A 21,553-nucleotide genomic window follows, 5' to 3' on the forward strand; every position below is an offset into this window, starting at 1 on the left:
TTTAGGTAATTAGAACCAAATAGGATAACATAATCTTATTTATGCGTATATTTTATTAACCATTACCGCTTTATAAACTTTATAACAAAGTTGATTGGAACAGGTGTACGAGACTCCTGCAGGAAAAGTGCGTCTGGGGAGACACCGCGGGCTCCGCCATGGAAATCGAGTGCCTAGAGCGGAAATCAACGGTCAATTTGTAAAAGCCAAAAGAAAACTGGCCCAAAAAGTCTGAGCCAGTTTAATTTTATAGCGTTTTTGCAGGTAACTTTTCATAAAGGGCATTATTCACATGCCCGAATTCAGATGCATGCGGACGGTCTTCACCATCGCTATATCCATATTGAAGCATCCGATTTCTATTCAGGCAGAGTTTCGTTAATTTTGGCGCAAAGAAATTGAAAGTATCGAAACGATCCTGTAACATAGGGAATTTTTTCTGATGCGTAAGGATTGTTTGAGCTACGCCTTCCCAAAAAGCATTCTCATCCAAAAGGGACCTCTTCATCAGGAGTGTTGACAAGTATCGGAAATGACAGATGAATAGTCCCGTGAAAATGAATTGAACCAGCCCCTCGGGAGTCTCACTTCTTAGTACTTTCCTTAAATCATCAGGAAGCTTGCTTAATTCAGGAAGCGGCCGATCACTGACATTCACATCATCCACAAAATCCTTGATGGCCAAACGGTGAGGCTTGTAATCCTTCAAAACTAAAATGGTATTTTGACCATGCGGCGAGAAGACCAATCCATATTGATAGATAAAATGTAGTAATGGTGATAGGATGACGTCGAATAATTGAGCTGTCCAGGCTTCTGCAGTCAATCCCGATTTTTCAATAAGGCTTTCTACATATGGTTTCCCTTTGCTGTCCACATGTAAAAGGGACGCAAGCGTAATGGGCTTTTCGCCATCTTCCATATAAGTGTATATACTTTCTCTCCAAATTCCACCCAGCATCTCTAAATATTGATAGGGTACATTCTCTAGTTTGGAATAATACGGGTGATCAACATTTAAACTGGCCACTTCACCAGGAAGCACTACTTTGCATTGTTCTTTCAAGAATGAATCATTTTCATAAATGTTCTTTATATACGTTGTGATTTTTGGGGCAATGACCGTGCGTTCAGCTGGCAATCCACGGTAGACCAGCGTATTTAAAATGCTCATCGGCAGTTTGACGTGGTGTTTATCCTTATTCGATACATTAACGAATGTACGGATGGATTGTTGCGGCAGATACTTATCAGGACCATTTCCCAAAGCTACTATCAGCCCTTTGGCCAAGTCATCGGTAAAGTTCTGGATGATTACATTCTTCCACTGCCATTCATGGACTGGGAGGTAGTAATAGTTTTCTGCGTTCAGCCCTTTTTCCGTCAATATCTTTGCAAATGATTTTTGGGTTTCCCCATCCAGTTCATTCTCCATCAATTGCTTATAGGATAACGTTTCGACTGAATTGAACTCACCCCTCGTTTTATGGACGGCAATCCAAGATAACTGAACTTCCTTCTGGTTTTCTGGAGCGAACTTCAAATAATCATCATAACCGAAACCGATTCTTCCCTTGTTATAAGCAATCCAAGGGTGACCGCTCATTTCTCCTTCAAGTAATGCATAATCCAGTTCGACTAAATCATCTGCATCTTGTTCAGGTTTGGATAGCAATTGGAGATCCGCAAGCAGCGTATGATGGAATTCCTTGATTAAATGTCCTGTAGTTTCTGCAGTCATCCCAATTAATGGCTGGATGTCTAAAATGAATTGAATGGCATCATTGGCCTGTGTAAAGCCTTCCTTTTCACATACCTGGATCGACTCGCCCTGTACTTCATAGCTGTCAAAAAGACGGGGCGATGCCAAAAATTGATAAGATTTCCCCTCATTTATTTTTAACTCATATAGGTTTCCCGTTGCATTTTCGTTCAGAATAGCTGGATGGATCATATCTTCATACATATACTCAGAAATCATCTTGGCCAGCAGGTTTTGGTTTACTATCGACCAATTGTTTTCTGAAACCGCCTGTTCCACCTCATTTATGAACTGCATATAATTCTCCCCTTCCCTTCTCTTAGTAAGCCATGACAGGTGTTTTTACACGGAATGACTGAAATGCACCCTTTGGCTCGGATGGATAAACTTCTTTACCTGCCAATTGATTGATGATAATCGAATTTCGGAATGCTCCCAAGCCTAGATCCGGAGCACCCACACCATGTGTATGTATCTCGCCATTTTGAATGAAAAGGTGATTCAGTGTAGGGATGTCCGTTCCTACCCGATAGTCTTTCGTTATTGCAAGACGCCCTAAATCATCGCGGACTAAATGGTCCTCCATGGTTTCAAGGAATGCCGGGAGGGTTGATTTATAGCCCGTTCCAAAAACGATCGCCTCTGTGTCCACATCAAATTCGCTATCTTCTACCCACTGTCGGCATTTCAAACTCCAGCCATCTTCGGCGGGGGTAACGGCCGCGACTTCCGTCATGGCCCGAAGTTCGATGGAAAGTTCGGCATTTCCAATCGATTTTTCATACATTTTGTCAAAAATTGCTGCAATTGTCGTAGCACTGATCCCTTTATACAATAAATCCTGTTTCGGCAGGATTTCATCCTTCTTTTCCTGTGGCAGCCGATAAAAGAAATCAAGGTAATCCGGAGTGAAGTATTCCAAACCGAGTTTAGAATATTCCATAGGGAAAAACCCCTTGGATCTTGTATACCAGTTTAGCTGGTAGCCATTTTCTTCCTGCTCATTTAGCAGATCCAGAAAGACCTCTGCTGCACTCTGTCCAGACCCGACAACCGTTATGGATTTTTTCTTTAAGACATTTGCTTTATTCCGTAAATAATCGGCCGAATGCAGGATGCTCTCTCCCAAATATGGATGAAAGGCCGATGGAACAATCGGGGCGCTGCCAATTCCCATGACTACATGGCGGCTATAATAGACTTCGATTTTTTGTGTTTGTGCATCCCTTACACTGATTTGATAGCAGGGTTCACCTTGATCCCCTATATATTCAACCGCCTCCACCGCTTTTCCAAAACGGCAGCTATCAAGTTGATGGGCAGTCCAGCGGCAATAGTCGTTATATTCTTTTCGTGGAATCAAGAATTTTTCAAGAAAGTAGAAATGATAAAGCCGATCATGCTGCTGTAAATAATTCAGGTAACTATATGGGCTTGTCACATCTGCCATGCTAACTAGATCGGCAAAGAAAGGTACCTGTAAAGTTGTCCCTTCCAACAGCATCCCTTCATGCCAATTAAATTCCCGCTTTTTCTCAAAAAAGACGGCATTCAGCTCCGGGGTTTTCTCCAAAAGGGCCGCAAGTCCAAGGTTAAAGGGGCCTATCCCAATCCCTACCAGGTCATAAATAGATTGTTGCTTCTCCATACTTCCACTTCCTCTCGAAGTTCTCCCGTGTACATGACATAAGTAATGCTGTTTTATCAGGGAGCTCAATTTCTTTAATTGGGGTAAACCCGCACTTTTCAAATAAGTAAATCATCTTTGCATTTCGAATATCCGGTTCAGCCATCACTTTTTTTGTATTCGAAGAAAGCAATTGGTATTTCACCATTGCACGTAAAAATGGTAAAGCCAGTCCTTTTCCTAGATATTCCGGATCACCTATGAGTAAATGTATGCCTTGATCTCCCTCTTCGGATTCATAATAATCTTCGATGATATCGCCTTTTACCCAATACGATTCCCAATAGCTCATGGGAATGGAGTCCAGACAGCCTAAATAGAGTGTTTGATGTGTATCAGCCAATGCCTTTTTTAAATGAACGGCGAATTTTTCTTTTGTGAAATTCAAATTCCAGTAGGGTATCACATGACCTTCATGCATCCATTTATGCAATGTATCCAAATCCCTCTCAAATTCAACTTTGACAAATGAAAGCTGTTGATTGCGGTCCTTCAGCATTTCTTCATAACTATTTTTCATGGACGGCCATAACCCCCTGCGCAAACGGATTATCAATCGTTGTATAAACGGATTGTGTCTCTAATGAACCAACAAGCTCATCCATATCATGGAATCGTGTCAGTAAATTAGCCTTACACGATGATTCACGGGCATGAAGCAACTTTGAAACAACTCGTTTCATCCCTTCATCTTCGCTTTCCCTGCTGCATGTTTCCAGTTGTTCCTGAACGAGCTGTAACAGTTTGTTCTCTGATACTAATCCTTCCGTACCAAAATTATTGATTAAGCCTAATAAGTGATTAAAAAAGAAATAGTATTGCAGTCTTTCTTCAGCGATTTCATCAGAACAAATCGTGAAGCTTTTTTCACTTAGTTCAGGCAAGATCTTCAGCAGCCTGTCCACTTTGGACTCACAATAGTAATACCCTTGATTATCCCGATAGTAAAAAGTGGCTGGATAACCATCTTGAAGTTGAATGATGGAGTTTTGTTGATGGGCTTCCAAAACAATCCCATACTCTTCAAAAAGCCAAAGCATCGGTTTTAATGTCATTGACAGATAGGTTTTGAACCAATCCTTACTTACTTCTTCGGTACTGCGGTTTTCTTCAGCTGATAATTTGCGGATGATCGCTCCAAGCCTTGATGGTGCACCATAGGCATTATCCTGACATAAGCCGGCAAGCAGGCTTGCTTGTTTATCGTTTTCATAAAAAGGGTTTTCCCTGATATCGACATCGAATCCCGATTCTTGCTCGGTTGTTTTGATCGTTAGGTAAGCCGGGTCCTTGATGATACGGAAGGAGGGATGCCGTTCTTTTAGATCGTCGCCCACTTTAGAATCTATTAATTTAGCAATTTCCACACCGCGATCCAATTCTTTTTGCAGATTTGCACGTAAGGAATTAGTGATTTTAACCGGAACGGAAAATTTGTACATATATCTCGATGTGGCATTATATACCGTTCTAAAGGAAGAGGTGGCCGTGAATTTTTTCCCAAGCGGTCCTGCATAAACTAGTGTCCCTTGCTCGATCTGCCTCTTGACCTCTTCTTTTTCGATAAGCACTTTTGCCTGGAGCGGATGTGCCGGGATGATGATGAATTTGCTTTCCTTTTTGCAATACGTGCCTCTGAATTCACTGGAAATCTCCAAGTCACCGGCTAATTCCTGTTTAATGATCTCACTTGCCGATCGGACTTCACTGGAATCCTGGATGACAATCGAAGGTTCTGCCAGGAAGTAGTGCAGCTGAAACTCCCCTTTTAATTCGGGTGAATAGATCCATTCTTCCTTTTCTGAAATGCCCTGCTTGCTTTTCGGCGTCGGGTGGAACAGGTGCCCGAATAAAAGTGACTGCTCTGCTTCGATGTAGGTGAAATCAGGATTTTGAAGTGCATCAATATCTTCCGTCCTTGCTTCAACATACCGTTGAATATTTTGGCTGCTTAGGATGACACGCAGCATCAATTCATCTTCACTATCGCTCCGGCCCTGCTCATTTAATAATTCTTTAGAAACGATCGAGACCATTGTCACGTAATCTAATTCATGTACTTGCTTGGATGCCGTCTGATAGTAAATCGGGAAGTTGAAAATATGACGCCCCGTTTCCGACCAATATTTAAGGGGAACAAGCAATGCAATATCTTGGGACATGAGCTTACCGACTACTAATGAATCCGGGGTCGCCCCATCCAAATTCGGCCAGTTTTTCGTTTCTTCTAAACTGAAATTTCCGGTTTCCCGGAAATAACAATTCAGAAAGCTTTGCATTGTCGCCCTTTCAGCTATTTGCTTACCATTCATCTTCATTCCTCCATTATCTTGAACATTTCACCTAATACTCGGATTTCGTCTAAAATTCCCTCTATGTGTTCAAGGCTTGTCATTGGATTCAATAGTGTCATTTTTAAATATACCTGTCCGTCAAAACGCGTTTTTGCTAAAAATGCCCGTCCGCTTTTCAGTAATTCTTGCTGAACCTGTTTATTTAATAGATTTACTAACTGATCACTTTCTCCCTCGGGATTATAACGGAATACAACCGCATTCAATTCAGGTTCTTTATTTAATACTGTGAACCCTTCCTGCTTATCGATCTTCGCTGCCACTTCACGTGCAAGATGACAAGTATAGTCGATCATTTCGGCAAAGGTATCCAGTCCAACGACCTTCAATGACATCCAGAGTTTCAATGCGTCGAACCTTCTCGTCGTTTGAACCGATTTATTGACTAAGTGAACCATGCCCTCGGCTTCATCTTCCTGAGGATTCAAGTAATCGGCGTGATGCTGGATATATTGAAATGAGTTGCTGTCAGAGACAAGAAAAGCACCACAACTGATGGGTTGATAGAATAATTTGTGAAAATCAACCGTAATCGAGTCGGCCCGTTCCATTCCGCTGATTAACTCTTTGTAATCCTTACTTAAAATCATCGCGCCTCCATATGCAGCGTCCACATGCAGCCATATTCCATTCTTCCTTGCCACTTCGGACAATTCGTGTAATGGATCGATTGAACCGAAATCCGTTGTTCCACAAGTTGCAACGATGGCAAATGGCAGTAAACCCTGTTCCTCTAAAATCGACATTTGATGATTTAATTCATCTATGGACAGACGGTGATTTGAATCCGTTTTAATCGTGACTACAGCCTGTTCACCAAGCCCCAGCTGTGCCGCTGATTTACGGACCGTAAAGTGTGCAGCCTCGGAACATAAGATCCGCAATTTTTTCGCCTCGACTGGCAAACCTTGCTGCTGAACATCCACACCCCAGAAACGCTTACAATAAGCGTCCCTCGCCAATAGCAGTCCCATATAATTAGATTGGGTTCCACCGCTTGTGAAAATCCCATCCGCTTGTTCAGGTAACCCCACCTGGCTGCACAGCCAATCTATTAAACGCTCTTCAACGAAGGTGGCGGCCGAGCTTTGGTCCCATGAATCCATGGATTGATTCAACGTACCTATAATCACTTCGGCAGCCACGGCAGGTATTAATGTCGGGCAATGCAAATGTCCGATACAAGTGGGGCTGTGTACATTGATGCTGTCGTTAATAACAAACTCTGCCAACTCATCCGCTACCGCTTCCATTGTCTTCCCTTTTAGAGAAGCAAGGGACAGCTCGTTTAATCTTGCTTCGATTTCATACGGTTTTTTCCCAGAGTATGGTAAATCATTCCCTTTTAAAAAGTCCGTCAGCTTTTTTTCAATGATTTTTAATGACTGGCTATAGTTATTGAAACCTTCTTCGTTATTCAAGAACAATCGAGAATAAGCAAAATCCGTTTTATTCATCATTTCGATCATTGATCATTCACCCTCTTGCAACAGCTGCACGAACAGCTTGTTCAAAAATTGCAGTGGCTTCGCGAAGCTGGGATTCCGTTACGATCAATGGAGGCAAGAACCTCACTACACTTCCATGTCTGCCGCCAACTTCCAGTATCAACCCTCTTTGAAAACACTCCTGTTGAATGGCACTGGCAAGTTGCGAATCAGCAGGATGGCTTCCATTCGCATTTTGCGGTTCTTCAGGATTGATCATTTCCACACCGACCATTAATCCCCGGCCCCTGACATCACCGATCTGCTTAATATCTTTTTGCAAATCTTTAAGAATATCCTTTAAGATTTCTCCCATTTTAGCGGCATGCTCCACAAGATTCGTCTCTTTCATGTATTTTAAAGTAGCTGTTCCTGCTGCCATTGCCATTTGATTTCCGCGGAACGTACCGATATGTGCACCTGGTGACCATAGGTCAAGCTCTTTGTTATAAATCACCACCGATAATGGAAGGCTTCCGCCTATTGCTTTGGATAGTACAAGAACATCCGGAATGATTCCTGCATGTTCAAAGGCAAACATTTTCCCTGTACGGCCGATACCTGATTGAACTTCGTCGATAATTAGCGGAATGCCCTTTTCTTTTGTTATTCTCCTGATTTCCTTAAGCCATGGAATTGGAGCTGGAATGGAGCCTCCCTCGCCTTGTACTGCCTCTAAAATCATTCCTGCAGGCGGCAATAATCCGGACTCAGGATCGTTCAATAGATTTTCGATATACTGGCTGCTGATTTTATGGCTTTCTTCTCCGCCTATTCCAAAGGGACAGCGATATTGATAAGGATACGGCAGGAATTGTACATCTGGGATTAACCCTTGTATTTTTTCCTTTGGCTTTGCATTGCCGCTGATTGACATGGTTGCATGCGTTGCCCCGTGGTAAGCACCTTGGAAGGATAATATGCTTCTATTGCCTGTCGCTGTTTTTACCAGTTTAAGTGCTGCCTCAATGGCGTCTCCGCCAGTAGGACCACAGAATTGAATTTTTGCATTTTTCCTGAATTCCTCAGGCAGGCATTCAAAAATTTCATCGACGAACCGCTCTTTGATCGGCGTCGTAAAGTCCAAAGTATGCAAAGGGCGCTTGTCCTTAAGAATTTTTTCCATTGCCTCCAGCACTGCCGGATGATTGTGTCCCAGCGCTAATGTTCCAGCCCCCGCAAGAAAATCAATATATCGCTTTCCATCCATGTCTGTTAAGTAAATCCCCTCCGCTTGATCGATCGCCATGGGTAATCTTCTAGGATATGATCGGGCATTTGATTCCCTTGTATTTTGTTGTTCCAGTAATTGATCATTTTTTGTAAGCGTGTTAGTTACCATAGTGTACCTCCATATATTGAATTAATTGAGAATAATTATCATTATCATGGAATTCATTTTACTGATAATGATAATTATTCTCAATGAGTAAATCCACTCATTTTTCTGTTATTAAATTCCAACAAAATAAAGAAAAGGTTAAAACTGGGACCTATTCTCTATTTAACTATTGAATATAAAAAATGTTCTTAAGGTTTTATTAAGAGTCTGTTTATAAGCTGAACGCAGTCAAAAATCATGGAAAATAGGAAGGCGGGAACTCAAACATGCAATCACCAAAGCGGATTGTCATTTATTAAGAAAAAATCTGCAAAACTTCATGAGGCTTGATCCCCATGGGCTAGATGGGAAATATTTAATTCATAGTGTTTATTTCGATAACTTTGATAATAAAACCTTGAGGGAAAAAACAGAGGGATTTTATCACAGGGATAAGTTCAGGGCGTTTCCGCCGAGGAGGCTCACCGCCCGGCGGAAAGCGAGCATCTGGAGGGGAAATCAACCACACCGCTTTACATGGTAAATAGCAACAAAGTATGCGAAAACAACCTTTAAAGAAAACGGTAGGCAAACTGCTTTTCTTCGATTTATCTATAGTCTGAGGTATCCCAAAATATTCAGAATACCTTTTTTATTGAATTGGCGTATGGCCTCTTCCGGGTTACTCCTCCACTTTTTATTAATTTTTAGCTGCTAACCAATATAAAATACCCTTATTTGGTATAAAATAGTAAAATAGAGAGGTAAATGAACCTCAATCAAGAGGGTTATTCACTTGTTTATCAATTGAATTTAGGGGGTAAAGATTTCCATTATTACTTTTTCCGATCGTACAGTTTCACTTTTGTTAAAAACGGGTCGGTGTCAGGGGGGAAACGGATGAAAAGAAATCATACGATGATGCAATTTTTTGAGTGGCATCTTGAAGCAGATGGTTCACATTGGGAGAGATTGAAATTTGCAGCCTCCAAGTTGAAAGATATAGGAATTGACTGCGTTTGGCTTCCGCCAGTTACGAAAGGGCAATCCGTTGGGGATAATGGATATGGAATATACGACGGATACGATTTGGGGGAATTTGACCAAAAAGGTACAGTTCGTACCAAATACGGGACCAAAGATGAATTGCTGCAAGCAATAGCCACCTGTCATAACTACGGGCTTTGCGTTTATATCGATTTAGTCATGAACCATAAAGCAGGAGCCGATGGAACCGAAAAATTTGAAGTGATTGAAGTCAATCCAGAAAACCGTATGGAAGATATCTCAGAACCATTTGAAATGGAAGGCTGGACAAAATTCGATTTTCCAGGCCGTAAAAATAAATACTCTGATTTTAAGTGGAACCATACTCATTTTAATGGTACAGACTATGATGCCGAAAACGACAAAATGGGTGTATATCGAATCACAGGCGAAAACAAGCACTGGAATCAGCATGTCATCGATGAATTCGGAAACTATGATTATTTAATGTTTGCCAACATTGATTACAGCCTGCCGGAAGTTCGTCAGGAAATGATTAGCTGGGGAAAATGGATGGTTGATACGTTAAAGTGTGATGGTTTTCGTTTGGACGCCGTTAAACATATCGATTATGAATTCATCAATGAATTTCTCCAAGAGCTCATCCCTTATACAAAGGAACACTTCTTCATGGTCGGCGAATTTTGGAAGGCGGATGTTAAAGCTTGTCAAACATACTTAGAGCAAACCAAGCATGACCTCAACTTGTTCGATGTTTCCCTGCATTATAAATTTCATGAGGCCTCAAACGCAGGAACTGACTTCGACCTCTCAACCATCTTTGATGATACCCTCGTCCAAACCAATCCGGCACAGGCCGTCACTTTTGTCGACAACCATGACTCCCAGCCTCATGAATCACTGGAATCTTGGGTAAAGGACTGGTTCAAACCATCGGCATATGCACTTACCTTGCTTAGACTTTGCGGTTATCCATGTGTCTTTTACGGAGACTATTATGGAATTGGCGGGCCTTCTCCGGTGCCTGGAAAAAAGGACATTCTAGATCGCCTCTTATATGCTAGATATGAAAAAGCTTATGGAGAACAGACGGACTACTTTGATGACCCAAATACGATAGGCTGGGTCCGGCACGGAGTTGAAGAGCTAGAAGGCTCGGGGTGCGCCGTCATAATCTCGAATGGAGATCACAACAGTGAAAAAAGGATGTTCGTCGGTGAACATCGTGCTGGTGAAATCTGGAGTGATTTAACTTGTCATAGAGATGACCACATCACCATTGAAGAAGATGGTTTCGCGACCTTCCCCGTTCATGGGAAAAGCGTTTCGGTATGGGCCTTGAATAATCCACTTTAAAAAGGAAAGCAAAGAACGGCATGTCATTTCGGATATGCTGTTCTTTGCTGAGGACACCACCGTTAAAGATTTGGAAAATAAGTCTGTATGTCTCACATAGGGAAAGATAATTTTTCCATTCCGTTCAATCATGGTAAGATAAGGGAAAAAGGAGTTGAAGGAAAAGTGAAAAATGAAATCATTGAAAGATTCACTTCTTATGTGAAAGTGGATACCCAATCGAATGAGGAAAATCCATCATGCCCCTCTACACCCGGACAGTTGACCTTGGCAAATGCATTGGTCAAGGAACTTCAATCCATTGGGATGAAGGAAGTGACAATTGACCAGAACGGATATGTCATGGCAACATTGCCAGCCAATTCAAATAAGGATGTCCCGACAATCGGTTTCTTGGCCCATGTCGATACAGCAACGGATTTCACTGGAAAAGATGTAAAACCGCAAGTCGTTGACAACTATGATGGCAACGATCTTACTTTACATGAAAAATTGGATGTCATTCTTTCACCTGATGATTTTCCTTCGCTTAAGAACTATATAGGGCATACCTTGATTACAACGGATGGGACAACCCTGTTGGGTGCCGATAATAAGGCTGGAATTGCTGAAATCATGACTGCCATGGATTATTTGATCCAGCATCCGGAAATCAAGCATGGAAAAATCCGGGTTGCTTTTACTCCCGATGAGGAAATCGGCAGGGGGCCCCATAAGTTTGACGTAGATGCTTTTGATGCCCAATTTGCCTACACCGTGGATGGTGGACCACTTGGAGAACTTGAATATGAGAGCTTCAATGCAGCGTCAGCCAAAATCCTGATCAAAGGGACGAATATACACCCTGGTACGGCTAAAGGAAAAATGGTCAACTCCGCTAAAATCGCCATGGAATTCCATAATGAACTCCCAGTGGCAGAAGCACCGGAATATACGGAAGGTTACGAAGGATTTTATCATCTGATTTCTTTTCACGGTGATGTGGAAGAGACCAAGCTTTCTTATATCATCAGGGATTTCGACCGCCAAAAATTCATTGAACGCAAGGAATATATAACAAAAGTAATCGAAGATTTAAAAGAAAAATATGGGCAAAACCGTATTCAGCTTGAATTACACGACCAATACTTCAACATGAAGGAGAAAATCGAGCCCGTGAAGGAAATCGTGGATATTGCCCACGAAGCAATGGAGAAACTCGATATAAAACCGAAAATTTCGCCAATACGCGGTGGTACGGACGGTTCTCAATTATCGTATATGGGCCTGCCAACCCCCAACATCTTCACGGGCGGGGAGAACTTTCATGGTAAATATGAATTTATTTCGGTCGATAATATGATCCTGGCCACCAAGGTGATCGTCGGCATTGCATCGCTTTTTGAAGAAAAAGCAAAGTAGCTTGATAGAAATGCCTTTATTGAAAAACCCCCGACTCCAAGTCTGGGGGTTTTTCATCCAATATTAAGCGCGATTCCAGTGACGGTGCTTGGCAATTGCCTCGATAAAGGCAGTACCACTATTCTTATCCGTAACGGCTACAATGCCTGAAGCTGGATCATTGGAAACGATGCCTGCCTTCGATAAGATCTCGGCACCTTCTTTTCCTGCACCAATCGCTTTGAAATGATTATAGGCTTCATCAACAAAGTAAATTGGTTCCTTGGATGCCTTTAAAGCATCGACACTCTCCTGGCCTCCTGCCACATATACAGCATCGAAAAGTACCGAATCGGCTGTCAGGAATGTCTGATTCACCTCGGCCTGCTGTCCTTCAGAACTTGTAATCACTCCACGATTAAGACTGATGATTTCAGCCGTTATCCCTGCCGATTTAAATGATTCCAAGACTTGATTAACCTCTGACCCGTTGAAACCATCTGCAGCCAAGATTGCCACTTTCCTTGTTGCGGCCGTGTTCACTTTCATTTGCTCCTGGCTTAAAGCCGGAGAAGCCAAATCCATTTTGACCTCGCTTTTATTGGCTGGAGGATTCACGCCCACTCCAATGGCGATCGTTTTAGCTAGCTCGACATCTACATTGCTGAACATCTCGACGATTTGCTGCTGAACGTCCTTACTTTTCACTTTTCCCACTTCAAAGTGGAAAGCCTGAATAATATGCTCCTTCTCCACTTCCGTCATGCTATTCCAAAATAATTTAGCCTGGCTGTAATGATCCTTGAAGCTTTCACTGCGTTGTCGGACCTTCCTGCCATCGACTTTTTCCTGGTAATGTGCATAGCCGCCCTCCTCTTCCGAAGCAGGTTCGGGGGAGTTGCCTGCAAGGGAATTTTTGTGGTAGCTGACCTGTCCTGGATTTATTGACATTCGGTGCATGCCATCGCGCTGATTATTATGAACGGGGGCAACCGTCCTATTAATCGGAAGCTCATGGAAATTAGGTCCTCCCAATCGGGATAGCTGGGTATCGGTGTATGAGAATAAACGTCCCTGGAGCAAAGGATCATTTGAAAAATCAATGCCCGGTACGACATGCCCCGGATGGAATGCTATCTGTTCCGTCTCTGCAAAAAAGTTATCCGTATTTTGATTCAATACCATTTTTCCGATTATTTTCACCGGGACCTGTTCTTCAGGCCATAGTTTAGTAGGATCAAGGATATCAAAGTCGAATTTGAATTCATCTTCCTCCTTAATCATTTGCACGCCAAATTCAAATTCAGGATAATTTCCGGTATCTATCGCTTCCCAAAGATCTTGGCGGTGAAAGTCAGGATTCTTCCCTGCAATTTTCTGTGCCTCATCCCAGACAAGGGATTTAACTCCCAGTACAGGCTTCCAATGGAATTTAACGAAATGGGCCACGCCTTGTTCATTTACAAAACGGAATGTGTGGACACCAAACCCTTCCATCATCCGGAAACTTCTCGGTATGGCCCTATCAGAAAGATGCCACATGACCATATGAGCCGTTTCTTCATTGTTGGCGACGAAGTCCCAAAAAGTATCATGGGCAGACGCAGCCTGAGGTATTTCGTTATGAGGCTCCGGTTTAACCGCATGAATTAAATCCGGGAACTTAATGGCATCCTGGATAAAAAATACCGGAATATTATTTCCGACCAAATCATAGTTTCCTTCCTCCGTATAAAACTTTGTCGAAAATCCCCTTACATCACGGACCGAGTCTGCCGATCCGCGGGAACCTGCCACCGTGGAGTAACGAACGAATACCGGTGTCTTGACTGAAGGGTCTTGAAGAAACTTGGCCTTTGTATATTCTCCCATCGGTTCATATACCTGAAAATATCCATGAGCACCAGATCCACGGGCATGGACAATCCGCTCAGGAATACGCTCATGGTCAAAATGAGTCATTTTTTCCCGGAAATGAAAGTCCTCCATCAAAGTTGGACCACGTGTGCCCGCCTTTAAAGAATGCTCATCCTCGGAAATACGCAAACCTTGGTTAGTCGTCATCTTTTTCCCATTATCGTCCACTCGATATTGATCCAGCTGTCTCTGCTTACTTTGCTCATCGATTCTTCCGTTTTCATTTGCTTTTGTCATACCGCTCATTCCCCTCCATGTCTAAGAATTCAGATTAAATCGTGTTGTATGTATTTATTTGATTCAAAATAATTGCATCATCCTTCCTCATATACCACTCTGTTTTGACAGATAAACAGAATTCGGAAAAAGAAAGTTCACGGTAGGTAAAATTATTTTGGTGTAGGTCGAATTCTTCCCGTCCCCAGTTTTGAAACACTGGGGACGGAAAGAAAAACATATAAAAAAGAAGCGGAAAGACCGATATTTCGGTCTTCCCGCTTCTTTCCATTCAACACCTTACTTTTTAAAAGCCTCTGAAACCTTCAAAAGTTTCCCTTTTACTTTCGTATTTTTCATCACTTTCAAGACAAGCGGTCCCTTTTCATTCAATATTTCCACATAAGACACATTGTCCTGGATCGTAATGATCCCGATATCCTCTGCATTCACTCCATCAATCTTTGCGATGGTTCCGACAAAATCTACTGCCCTGAGTTTCTTTTTCTTGCCGCCATTAAAATACAGCTTCATGATTTGTTTATTCAACTGTTCACTTTTATCTTTTTTGATTTTTGGACGAGCTCCCAGTTTCGCTTCGAATTCCACTTTTTTATTGGAGACTTCCTCTTTTGAGGGAACAGTCATCTTAGGGATTTCAAAACCGATATATTCTTGAATCTCAGCAAGGAATTTAACTTCGTACGGCGTGACAAAAGTAATGGCTTTTCCTTTTTTACCAGCACGGCCCGTTCTTCCAGTTCGATGTACATAACTTTCTTTTTCCATTGGCAGGTCATAGTTAATCACATGGGTTATATTGTCGATGTCAATTCCACGGGCAGCAACATCTGTCGCAACCAAATAGCGGAATTCACCTCTTCTGAATTCATTCATCACTGCAAGGCGATCTTCCTGAAGCATGCCGCCGTGAATCATATCACACGGATATTCCAGTTCCATCAGCTGTTCACATACTTGGTCTACCCTATCCTTCGTCCGACAGAAAATGATGCAGCTATCAGGGTTTTCCGTGATGGTGACGTCTCTAAGCAGGGAAAACTTATCGTCTTCCTTCACTTCAATAAGAGCATGTTCAATTTTCTCCGTCGTTACACCCTTTGCTTTGATTTCAATATCCAAAGGATCTTTCATATATTGCTTGCAAAGCTTTTTTATACTCTCAGGTAACGTAGCAGAGAACAGCATGGTTACTCTATCTTTCGGAAGCTCTTTAATAATGGCTTCCACTTGTTTGATGAAGCCCATATTCAGCATTTCATCGGCTTCATCAATGACCAAATGAGTTAAACGTTCCAAGGCAAATGTCCCTTTCTCGATATGATCCAGGACACGCCCCGGGGTTCCGACGACTACATGGCTCTTTTGTTTCAATTCCGCTTTTTGGAGTGCGAAAGGATGCTTTCCATAAACCGCAGTAGCCTTTATCCTTTTAAATCTGCCTATATTCGTAATATCCTCTTTTACTTGTACAGCCAACTCACGTGTCGGTGTTAAAATAAGCGCCTGAGGCTTATTCTCCTCCCAATCGACCATTTCGCAGATCGGTATGCCGAATGAAGCGGTCTTGCCACTTCCCGTTTGGGATTTAACGACAAGATCCTTTTTTTCCAGTGCCACTGGTATCACCTCACGCTGTACTTCTGTTGGACGTTGATATCCCAAGCTTTTTAATGCCCTTACAATTTCATCGCTTAATGTATAATCAGTAAAACTCAATTCATTCATATGACAGCCTCTTTTGTTGTTTAGTATGTTGCTTTATTGTTTCCATAATCGTAATTTCCTTATACAAGGTTCTATTATACGCGATATGCATCGATAAACCTTGAAATAACCCAATTCAATTGCCTTATTTCAATATAATGAAACGTTCGGCTTCATTAAAACAATGGTCATCAGGATATCATGATCTGAGATAATCAAAATGGACCCTGCTTCTTTCAATATGCTAAAATATGTATAGTATAAAAGCCGAAATAGGGTGTAGTTTCTAAACTGATGTCCAAAAGGAGTGCTGATTTATGATAATCGTAACGAATAGAATCAGAGTCAAAAAAGGGATGGGTGCAGTCATGGCCCCAGGATTTACTGCACCAGGTCCACTTGATACTACGGAAGGCTTCGTAAAAGTTGAAGTATTATTAACGCAGAATTTGTCGGACCACGACGAACTGAGCGTTAATATGTACTGGGAAAACCTTGATAACTTTACCGCTTGGAGAAATAGCGATGCATTCAAGGCTGCACATAAACGGCCTGAGCCAGGTTCCGGTGAAGCGAAAAAAGAATCTCCAATCCTAGGCAGCGAGCTTACAACGTATGAAGTCGCCTCTGTAAAGGAAATAGCTAAATAATAAAATCACACAAAAAGAGGCCGCAAAATATGCGGCCTCTTTTTGTTGTTTTCTCTTAGTGAATTACTGGGCTTCAGCTTTCTTGATTTGCTTGCTTCTAAGCTGGCCGCAAGCTGCATCAATATCCGTTCCATGTTCTTGGCGGATTTTACAATTTACGCCTCTCTTTTTCAGCGTATCATAAAATGCGAGAACGGACTCTTTTTCACTTCTTTGGTATTGACTATGCTCATCTACAGGATTATATGGAATCAGGTTGACATAGAGCCGATGTTTTTTGTCCTCAAGAAGAGTGGCGAGTTGCTCGGCTTCTTCTTGGTGGTCATTGACATCTTTCAATAGGATATATTCAATCGTAATTCTCCTATTCGTTTTCTCTAAATAATAATCAAGAGATTTCATCAATTTTTCTATCGGGATACCTCGGTTTATTTTCATGATCTGTGTCCTGAGCTCATTATTCGGCGCATGCAATGAGATGGCCAGATTCACCTGTAATTGGGTATCTGTGAATTCATAAATCTTATTGGCAAGACCGCTCGTCGAAACAGTGATGCGCCTGCCCGCTATAGCAAGTCCCTTATGGTCCATGAGCACCTTCAAAAAGTCCAACATATTTTCAAAGTTATCGAACGGTTCGCCAATACCCATTACAACAACATGGCTTACAACATCCTCTTGTTCCAATTTATCCAGATGAAGTTGAACGTTCATGATTTGTTCCACTATTTCCCCGCTGGATAAATCACGGCTTTTGGCCAATAATCCACTGGCACAGAAACTGCAGCCAATATTGCAGCCCACTTGGGTGGTGACACAAACCGATATTCCGTATTTATGTCTCATCATGACCGTTTCGATAAGGTTTCCATCCTGTAATTTAAACAAGAACTTGATCGTGCCATCCGCTGATTCTTGCTTGACGTGCTCAGTCAAAGTCTGGATGACAAAGTGCTCTTCAAGTAATTTTATGCACTCTTTATTAACATCCGTCATTTCAGAGAAACTTGTCACACGTGTTCTATAAAGCCACTCCCAGACTTGGGAAGCTCTGAATTTTTTATGGCCATGGTCCGAAAGCCACGCTGTCAATTGTTCGAATGTTAAACCATAAATGGACTCTTTATTCATTCGTTACCCTCTTTTCATTACATTAAGATTTAATATGTTATCCCATTAACCTTACGGGGAATTCCCCAGGAATCAGTTCAGTTCAGTTCAGTTCATTTATGATATGGTTCATTTCTATTTATCCGAAAAGCCCGATATATCTGCTCCACTAGAACCAGTTTCATTAATTGGTGCGGAAAGGTCATTTTCGAGAAGGAAAGGGCATAATCACTTCTTGATAACACATCGGTGCCAAGCCCAAGCGACCCGCCAATAATAAACGCAATTTTGCTCTTTCCATAGGTGGCGAGCTGATCCAAATGAGTGGCCAGCTGCTCTGAAGTAAGCTGTTTTCCATTGATCTCAAGCGTAATTACATAGGTGTCCGGACTGACTTTCGCCAGGATTCGTTCACCCTCCTTTTGCTTAACAATGTCCATGTCCGCTGCACTCAGGTTCTCCGGAGCTTTTTCATCCGGTACTTCGACAAGTTCTATATTAGCATAGGCGCTTAACCTTTTTGTATATTCAGCAATTCCTTGCTTTAAGTATTTTTCCTTTAGCTTGCCAACAGTAATAATCGTTATTTTCATATATATCCTCTAGCTTTCATTATGTTTTTACTATCAATTGTTGGATTTGCCTACCTATTATCATACCTTACAGTGGCCTATAAGCAAAACAAGCATATCCTTTCCAATTTTTAATGCTTTTATAATAAAAACCGCTGCCCCTGAAAGCGGCAACGGTAACTTTCATTATTTTTTAATGTGTATTGAAGAAATCGTGCGGACTTAGTTCAGATCCGATGAAGAATTATGTTGATTTTCATACAACCAAAAGCTTGAATCTAAACCATCCCACCCGCCGCTTCATTCTTCGGAAAATGTTAAGAACATGTTAAGAACAGGTTACGAACATGTTATCCACAAAAGTTATCCACATATCCACAAAATCTATCCACATCTTGTATGGGAATATTAGTTCCCTACTAGATATATTGCCACGTTTCGACAATATTCACAGGTTGTTGATAACTGATTTTCTTCAGGAACCAGCGTTAAAACAGGATAAGTTTCACATTCGTATACCACTTCATCCAGCGCCATGTCCACGTGTTCCTGACAGCAATACAATTTCATCTTTCATATCTCCTTTCCCACTCATTATTCCCAGCACTTCTATTCACAATTATCCACAAGTTACTTGAGATCTTTAATTTAAGTATATATCCACAGGTAATCGTAACAAAAAATAAGAAAATCGCAAGGAAATAGAAAGGACAGGGGGCATTTTTCCCCCTGTCCTTTTTGTTTTTAAATTTCGCTGCTTGAAAGTTTGACTTCCGTAGTTTCTTTCTTTCCGTCACGGTAATAAATGATTTTAACTTTATCTCCGATTTTCTTTTCGTTGTAAAGGTATTTTCGTAATTCCACGACGTCATGAATTTTTTCATTATCCATTCCAACAACGACGTCAAATTCCTTCAATCCTGCTTTGGATGCTGGAGAATTGCTTTGAACGCCTGTTATTGCAACGCCAGATGTAACTTTCCTTGGTAACTTTAATGTATTTTGTTGATGATATTGGGAAATCTCTTCTACAGATGCCAAGTTCACACCCAAGAAGGCACGTTTCACTTCACCAAATTCCTCTATATCGTTAATAATTGGTATAACTGAATCGATTGGAATGGAAAGACCGATTCCTTCCACTGCATTTTCCGCAATCTTCATCGAATTTATTCCGATGACCTGTCCTGACATATTGACGAGTGCCCCACCGCTATTACCTGGGTTAATCGCCGCATCAGTCTGGATGACCTCCGCATTCCAATCGACTTGCCCGTCCTCATTGATATCCACCTCTATCGTACGCTCCAAGCCTGAGATGATCCCTTGTGTGATCGATCCAGAGAATTGGAGGCCTAATGGATTGCCAATGGCAATTACAGGCTCACCAGGTTTCAATTTGCTGGATTTTCCGAATTCAGCAATGGTTTTGATTTTATCACCATTCACGACAATGACAGCTAAATCTGTCCATGGGTCACTACCTTGTAGTTCAGCTGGCAATTTAGTGCCATCACTTAATGTCACTTCCAGTTCATTAGCGCCTTCAATGACGTGATTATTCGTGACGATATAGGCTTTGCCCCCATCTTTTTTGTAGACGACTCCAGAACCAGTGCCGGCTTCTGCCGAATTATCCCCGGCGTTGCTCCCTTGACTCCAGAAGTTCGTTTCCTGAATGTTAGTTATCCCGACCACTGCGTCACTGGCCTTATCAACAGCATTGGTGACAGCACTTGTTACATCAAGGGTAAGGTTTTGCTGTGACTGCTCCGCAGGCCCATTCTCCGTTGATTTCTCCGTTGTAATTTCGTTATCATCGTTATTTAACTGCCCACTTCCCAGTAAAATAAGTAAGGCCCCGATGATGACGCCCCCCAAGCCTGCTAGAAAATAGCCCATATGGCCTTTTTTCCGTTTATTTTGGTTCTCATCATTCTGATCATAATAACCCAAGACCGCTCCATCCTCTCATTTTAGGAATGAATTATAGCAATTCTATTGTTTGGCATCCTCCCTCAATTATACTCAATTACCGAATTTTTTCTAAAAAAATGTATGCTTTTTTTAGGGTATACAGCCATTTTCCTTTTACTTATACAGTTCTAACCAAACGATACCCCTTTTAATCCGATTCGTAACTTGCGAATCGAATTTTTTAAAAACAAAAAAGGAATGAACAAGGTACCCCTCGTCCATTCCTTTTATTTATAACGTAACAAGTTCCGTTGGTCTTTTCGGATCAGTATCATATAAGGAAAATTGTTCGCCAACGATGATCCCCTTTGTCTTTAACGTCTGTTCCACCGACATTCTTGCTAGATCCTTCATATTGTTATCAAGGCTTAAGTGGGCCAAGTAAATCCGCTTGGTCTTATCACCGGCCACTTCACTCATTGCAAGGGCAGCGTCTTCATTACAAACATGTCCGACATCACTTAAAATCCGGCGCTTGATGCTCCATGGATATTTTCCCATCCTCAGCATGGACACATCATGGTTACTTTCAAATACATAAGCATCGGCATTCGAGATGATTCCTTTCATCCGATCACTTACGTACCCTGTATCGGTGATGACCACAAGTTTCTTATCCTCATGATGAAAGACATAAAACATCGGCTCTGCCGCATCATGTGAAACGCCAAAAGATTCTATATCAAGACTGCCGAACGTTTTGACCTGTTCCATTTCAAATGTGAATTTTTGTTCGGTTGCAATTTCACCGATTGATCGATCCATGGCATTCCATGTTTTTGCATTCGCATATATCGGGAGTTTATGTTTTCTGGCAACAACGCCAAGACCTTTAATATGGTCGCTGTGTTCATGGGTAACGAGGATACCGGATAGCTTCGACATATCACGGCCTATATCCTGAAACAATGCTTCCAGGGCTTTACCGCTTAAGCCAGCATCGACAAGGAATGATTGATCCCCCGTTTCCACGAAAAGGGCATTTCCTGTACTCCCGCTTGCGAGAACACTAAAATGCATTGTCATCT

Annotated in this window: 17 protein-coding genes; 4 read left to right on the forward strand and 13 right to left on the reverse strand. The window is 41.9% G+C overall.

All coding sequences use genetic code 11. From position 1 onward, the window contains the following. Positions 1 to 247: 247 nt before the first annotated feature. From ACQKFG_RS16485 to ACQKFG_RS16510, 6 genes are read right to left on the reverse strand one after another with little or no spacing between them, the layout of a single operon-like run. Complete coding sequence (locus tag ACQKFG_RS16485; protein ID WP_427560708.1) at positions 248 to 2,059, reverse strand: IucA/IucC family protein; 1,812 nt, start codon at positions 2,057 to 2,059, stop codon at positions 248 to 250. Between the two features lie 22 nt (positions 2,060 to 2,081). Further along, a complete protein-coding gene (locus ACQKFG_RS16490) occupies positions 2,082 to 3,410 on the reverse strand; it encodes a lysine N(6)-hydroxylase/L-ornithine N(5)-oxygenase family protein (RefSeq protein WP_427560711.1) in 1,329 nt (442 codons plus the stop codon). After that, positions 3,385 to 3,969, reverse strand: coding sequence for a GNAT family N-acetyltransferase (locus tag ACQKFG_RS16495; protein WP_349728606.1), 585 nt, complete (start codon positions 3,967 to 3,969; stop codon positions 3,385 to 3,387). The genes ACQKFG_RS16490 and ACQKFG_RS16495 overlap by 26 nt, the downstream gene beginning before the upstream one ends. Further along, the gene (locus tag ACQKFG_RS16500; RefSeq protein WP_427560714.1) at positions 3,959 to 5,761 is read right to left on the reverse strand and encodes an IucA/IucC family protein; all 1,803 of its coding nucleotides are present in this window, start codon (positions 5,759 to 5,761) and stop codon (positions 3,959 to 3,961) included. The genes ACQKFG_RS16495 and ACQKFG_RS16500 overlap by 11 nt, the downstream gene beginning before the upstream one ends. Positions 5,762 to 5,763: 2 nt before the next feature. Next, positions 5,764 to 7,272, reverse strand: coding sequence for a pyridoxal phosphate-dependent decarboxylase family protein (locus ACQKFG_RS16505; RefSeq protein ID WP_427560717.1), 1,509 nt, complete (start codon positions 7,270 to 7,272; stop codon positions 5,764 to 5,766). 7 nt (positions 7,273 to 7,279) lie between these two features. After that, on the reverse strand, positions 7,280 to 8,632 hold the full coding sequence (locus tag ACQKFG_RS16510) for an aspartate aminotransferase family protein (RefSeq protein WP_427560719.1): 1,353 nt from the start codon (positions 8,630 to 8,632) through the stop codon (positions 7,280 to 7,282). 244 nt (positions 8,633 to 8,876) lie between these two features. Here ACQKFG_RS16510 and ACQKFG_RS16515 point away from each other — a divergent pair, with 244 nt between their 5' ends. From ACQKFG_RS16515 to pepT, 3 genes are all read left to right on the forward strand, one after another. After that, positions 8,877 to 9,155: a VTC domain-containing protein gene (locus ACQKFG_RS16515; protein WP_427560816.1), complete on the forward strand. Its 279-nt coding sequence runs from the start codon at positions 8,877 to 8,879 to the stop codon at positions 9,153 to 9,155. 356 nt (positions 9,156 to 9,511) lie between these two features. Next, positions 9,512 to 10,975 (forward strand): alpha-amylase, encoded by a 1,464-nt coding sequence (locus tag ACQKFG_RS16520; protein WP_192207351.1) that lies wholly within the window; start codon positions 9,512 to 9,514, stop codon positions 10,973 to 10,975. A gap of 165 nt (positions 10,976 to 11,140) precedes the next feature. Next, a complete protein-coding gene (gene pepT / locus ACQKFG_RS16525) occupies positions 11,141 to 12,376 on the forward strand; it encodes a peptidase T (protein ID WP_192208107.1) in 1,236 nt (411 codons plus the stop codon). A gap of 63 nt (positions 12,377 to 12,439) precedes the next feature. On the opposite strand, the gene ACQKFG_RS16530 is transcribed toward pepT, so the two are convergent. Further along, positions 12,440 to 14,509 (reverse strand): catalase, encoded by a 2,070-nt coding sequence (locus ACQKFG_RS16530; RefSeq protein WP_427560724.1) that lies wholly within the window; start codon positions 14,507 to 14,509, stop codon positions 12,440 to 12,442. Positions 14,510 to 14,788: 279 nt separating this feature from the next. Continuing rightward, positions 14,789 to 16,237, reverse strand: coding sequence for a DEAD/DEAH box helicase (locus tag ACQKFG_RS16535; protein WP_427560727.1), 1,449 nt, complete (start codon positions 16,235 to 16,237; stop codon positions 14,789 to 14,791). Positions 16,238 to 16,533: 296 nt separating this feature from the next. On the opposite strand from ACQKFG_RS16535, the gene ACQKFG_RS16540 reads away from it, so the two are divergent. Beyond that, positions 16,534 to 16,866, forward strand: a complete 333-nt coding sequence (locus ACQKFG_RS16540) for a heme oxygenase (protein WP_063234288.1) — start codon at positions 16,534 to 16,536, stop codon at positions 16,864 to 16,866. Between the two features lie 63 nt (positions 16,867 to 16,929). On the opposite strand, the gene rlmN is transcribed toward ACQKFG_RS16540, so the two are convergent. From rlmN to ACQKFG_RS16565, 5 genes are all read right to left on the reverse strand, one after another. Further along, on the reverse strand, positions 16,930 to 17,997 hold the full coding sequence (rlmN, locus tag ACQKFG_RS16545) for a 23S rRNA (adenine(2503)-C(2))-methyltransferase RlmN (protein WP_076368486.1): 1,068 nt from the start codon (positions 17,995 to 17,997) through the stop codon (positions 16,930 to 16,932). 92 nt (positions 17,998 to 18,089) lie between these two features. After that, positions 18,090 to 18,569 (reverse strand): 23S rRNA (pseudouridine(1915)-N(3))-methyltransferase RlmH, encoded by a 480-nt coding sequence (rlmH, locus tag ACQKFG_RS16550; protein WP_349728599.1) that lies wholly within the window; start codon positions 18,567 to 18,569, stop codon positions 18,090 to 18,092. 387 nt (positions 18,570 to 18,956) lie between these two features. Next, positions 18,957 to 19,118, reverse strand: a complete 162-nt coding sequence (locus tag ACQKFG_RS16555) for a CxxH/CxxC protein (protein ID WP_065310847.1) — start codon at positions 19,116 to 19,118, stop codon at positions 18,957 to 18,959. A gap of 174 nt (positions 19,119 to 19,292) precedes the next feature. After that, positions 19,293 to 20,504 carry a S1C family serine protease gene (locus ACQKFG_RS16560; RefSeq protein ID WP_349728597.1) on the reverse strand — a complete coding sequence of 404 codons (1,212 nt, stop codon included), beginning with the start codon at positions 20,502 to 20,504 and terminating at the stop codon, positions 19,293 to 19,295. A 252-nt stretch (positions 20,505 to 20,756) separates the two neighbouring features. Next, positions 20,757 to 21,551, reverse strand: coding sequence for an MBL fold metallo-hydrolase (locus tag ACQKFG_RS16565; RefSeq protein ID WP_192207358.1), 795 nt, complete (start codon positions 21,549 to 21,551; stop codon positions 20,757 to 20,759). Positions 21,552 to 21,553 lie beyond the last annotated feature (2 nt).

The organism is Peribacillus sp. NPDC076916, from assembly GCF_050269675.1.
In the GTDB taxonomy this organism is placed as follows: domain Bacteria; phylum Bacillota; class Bacilli; order Bacillales; family DSM-1321; genus Peribacillus; species Peribacillus aracenensis.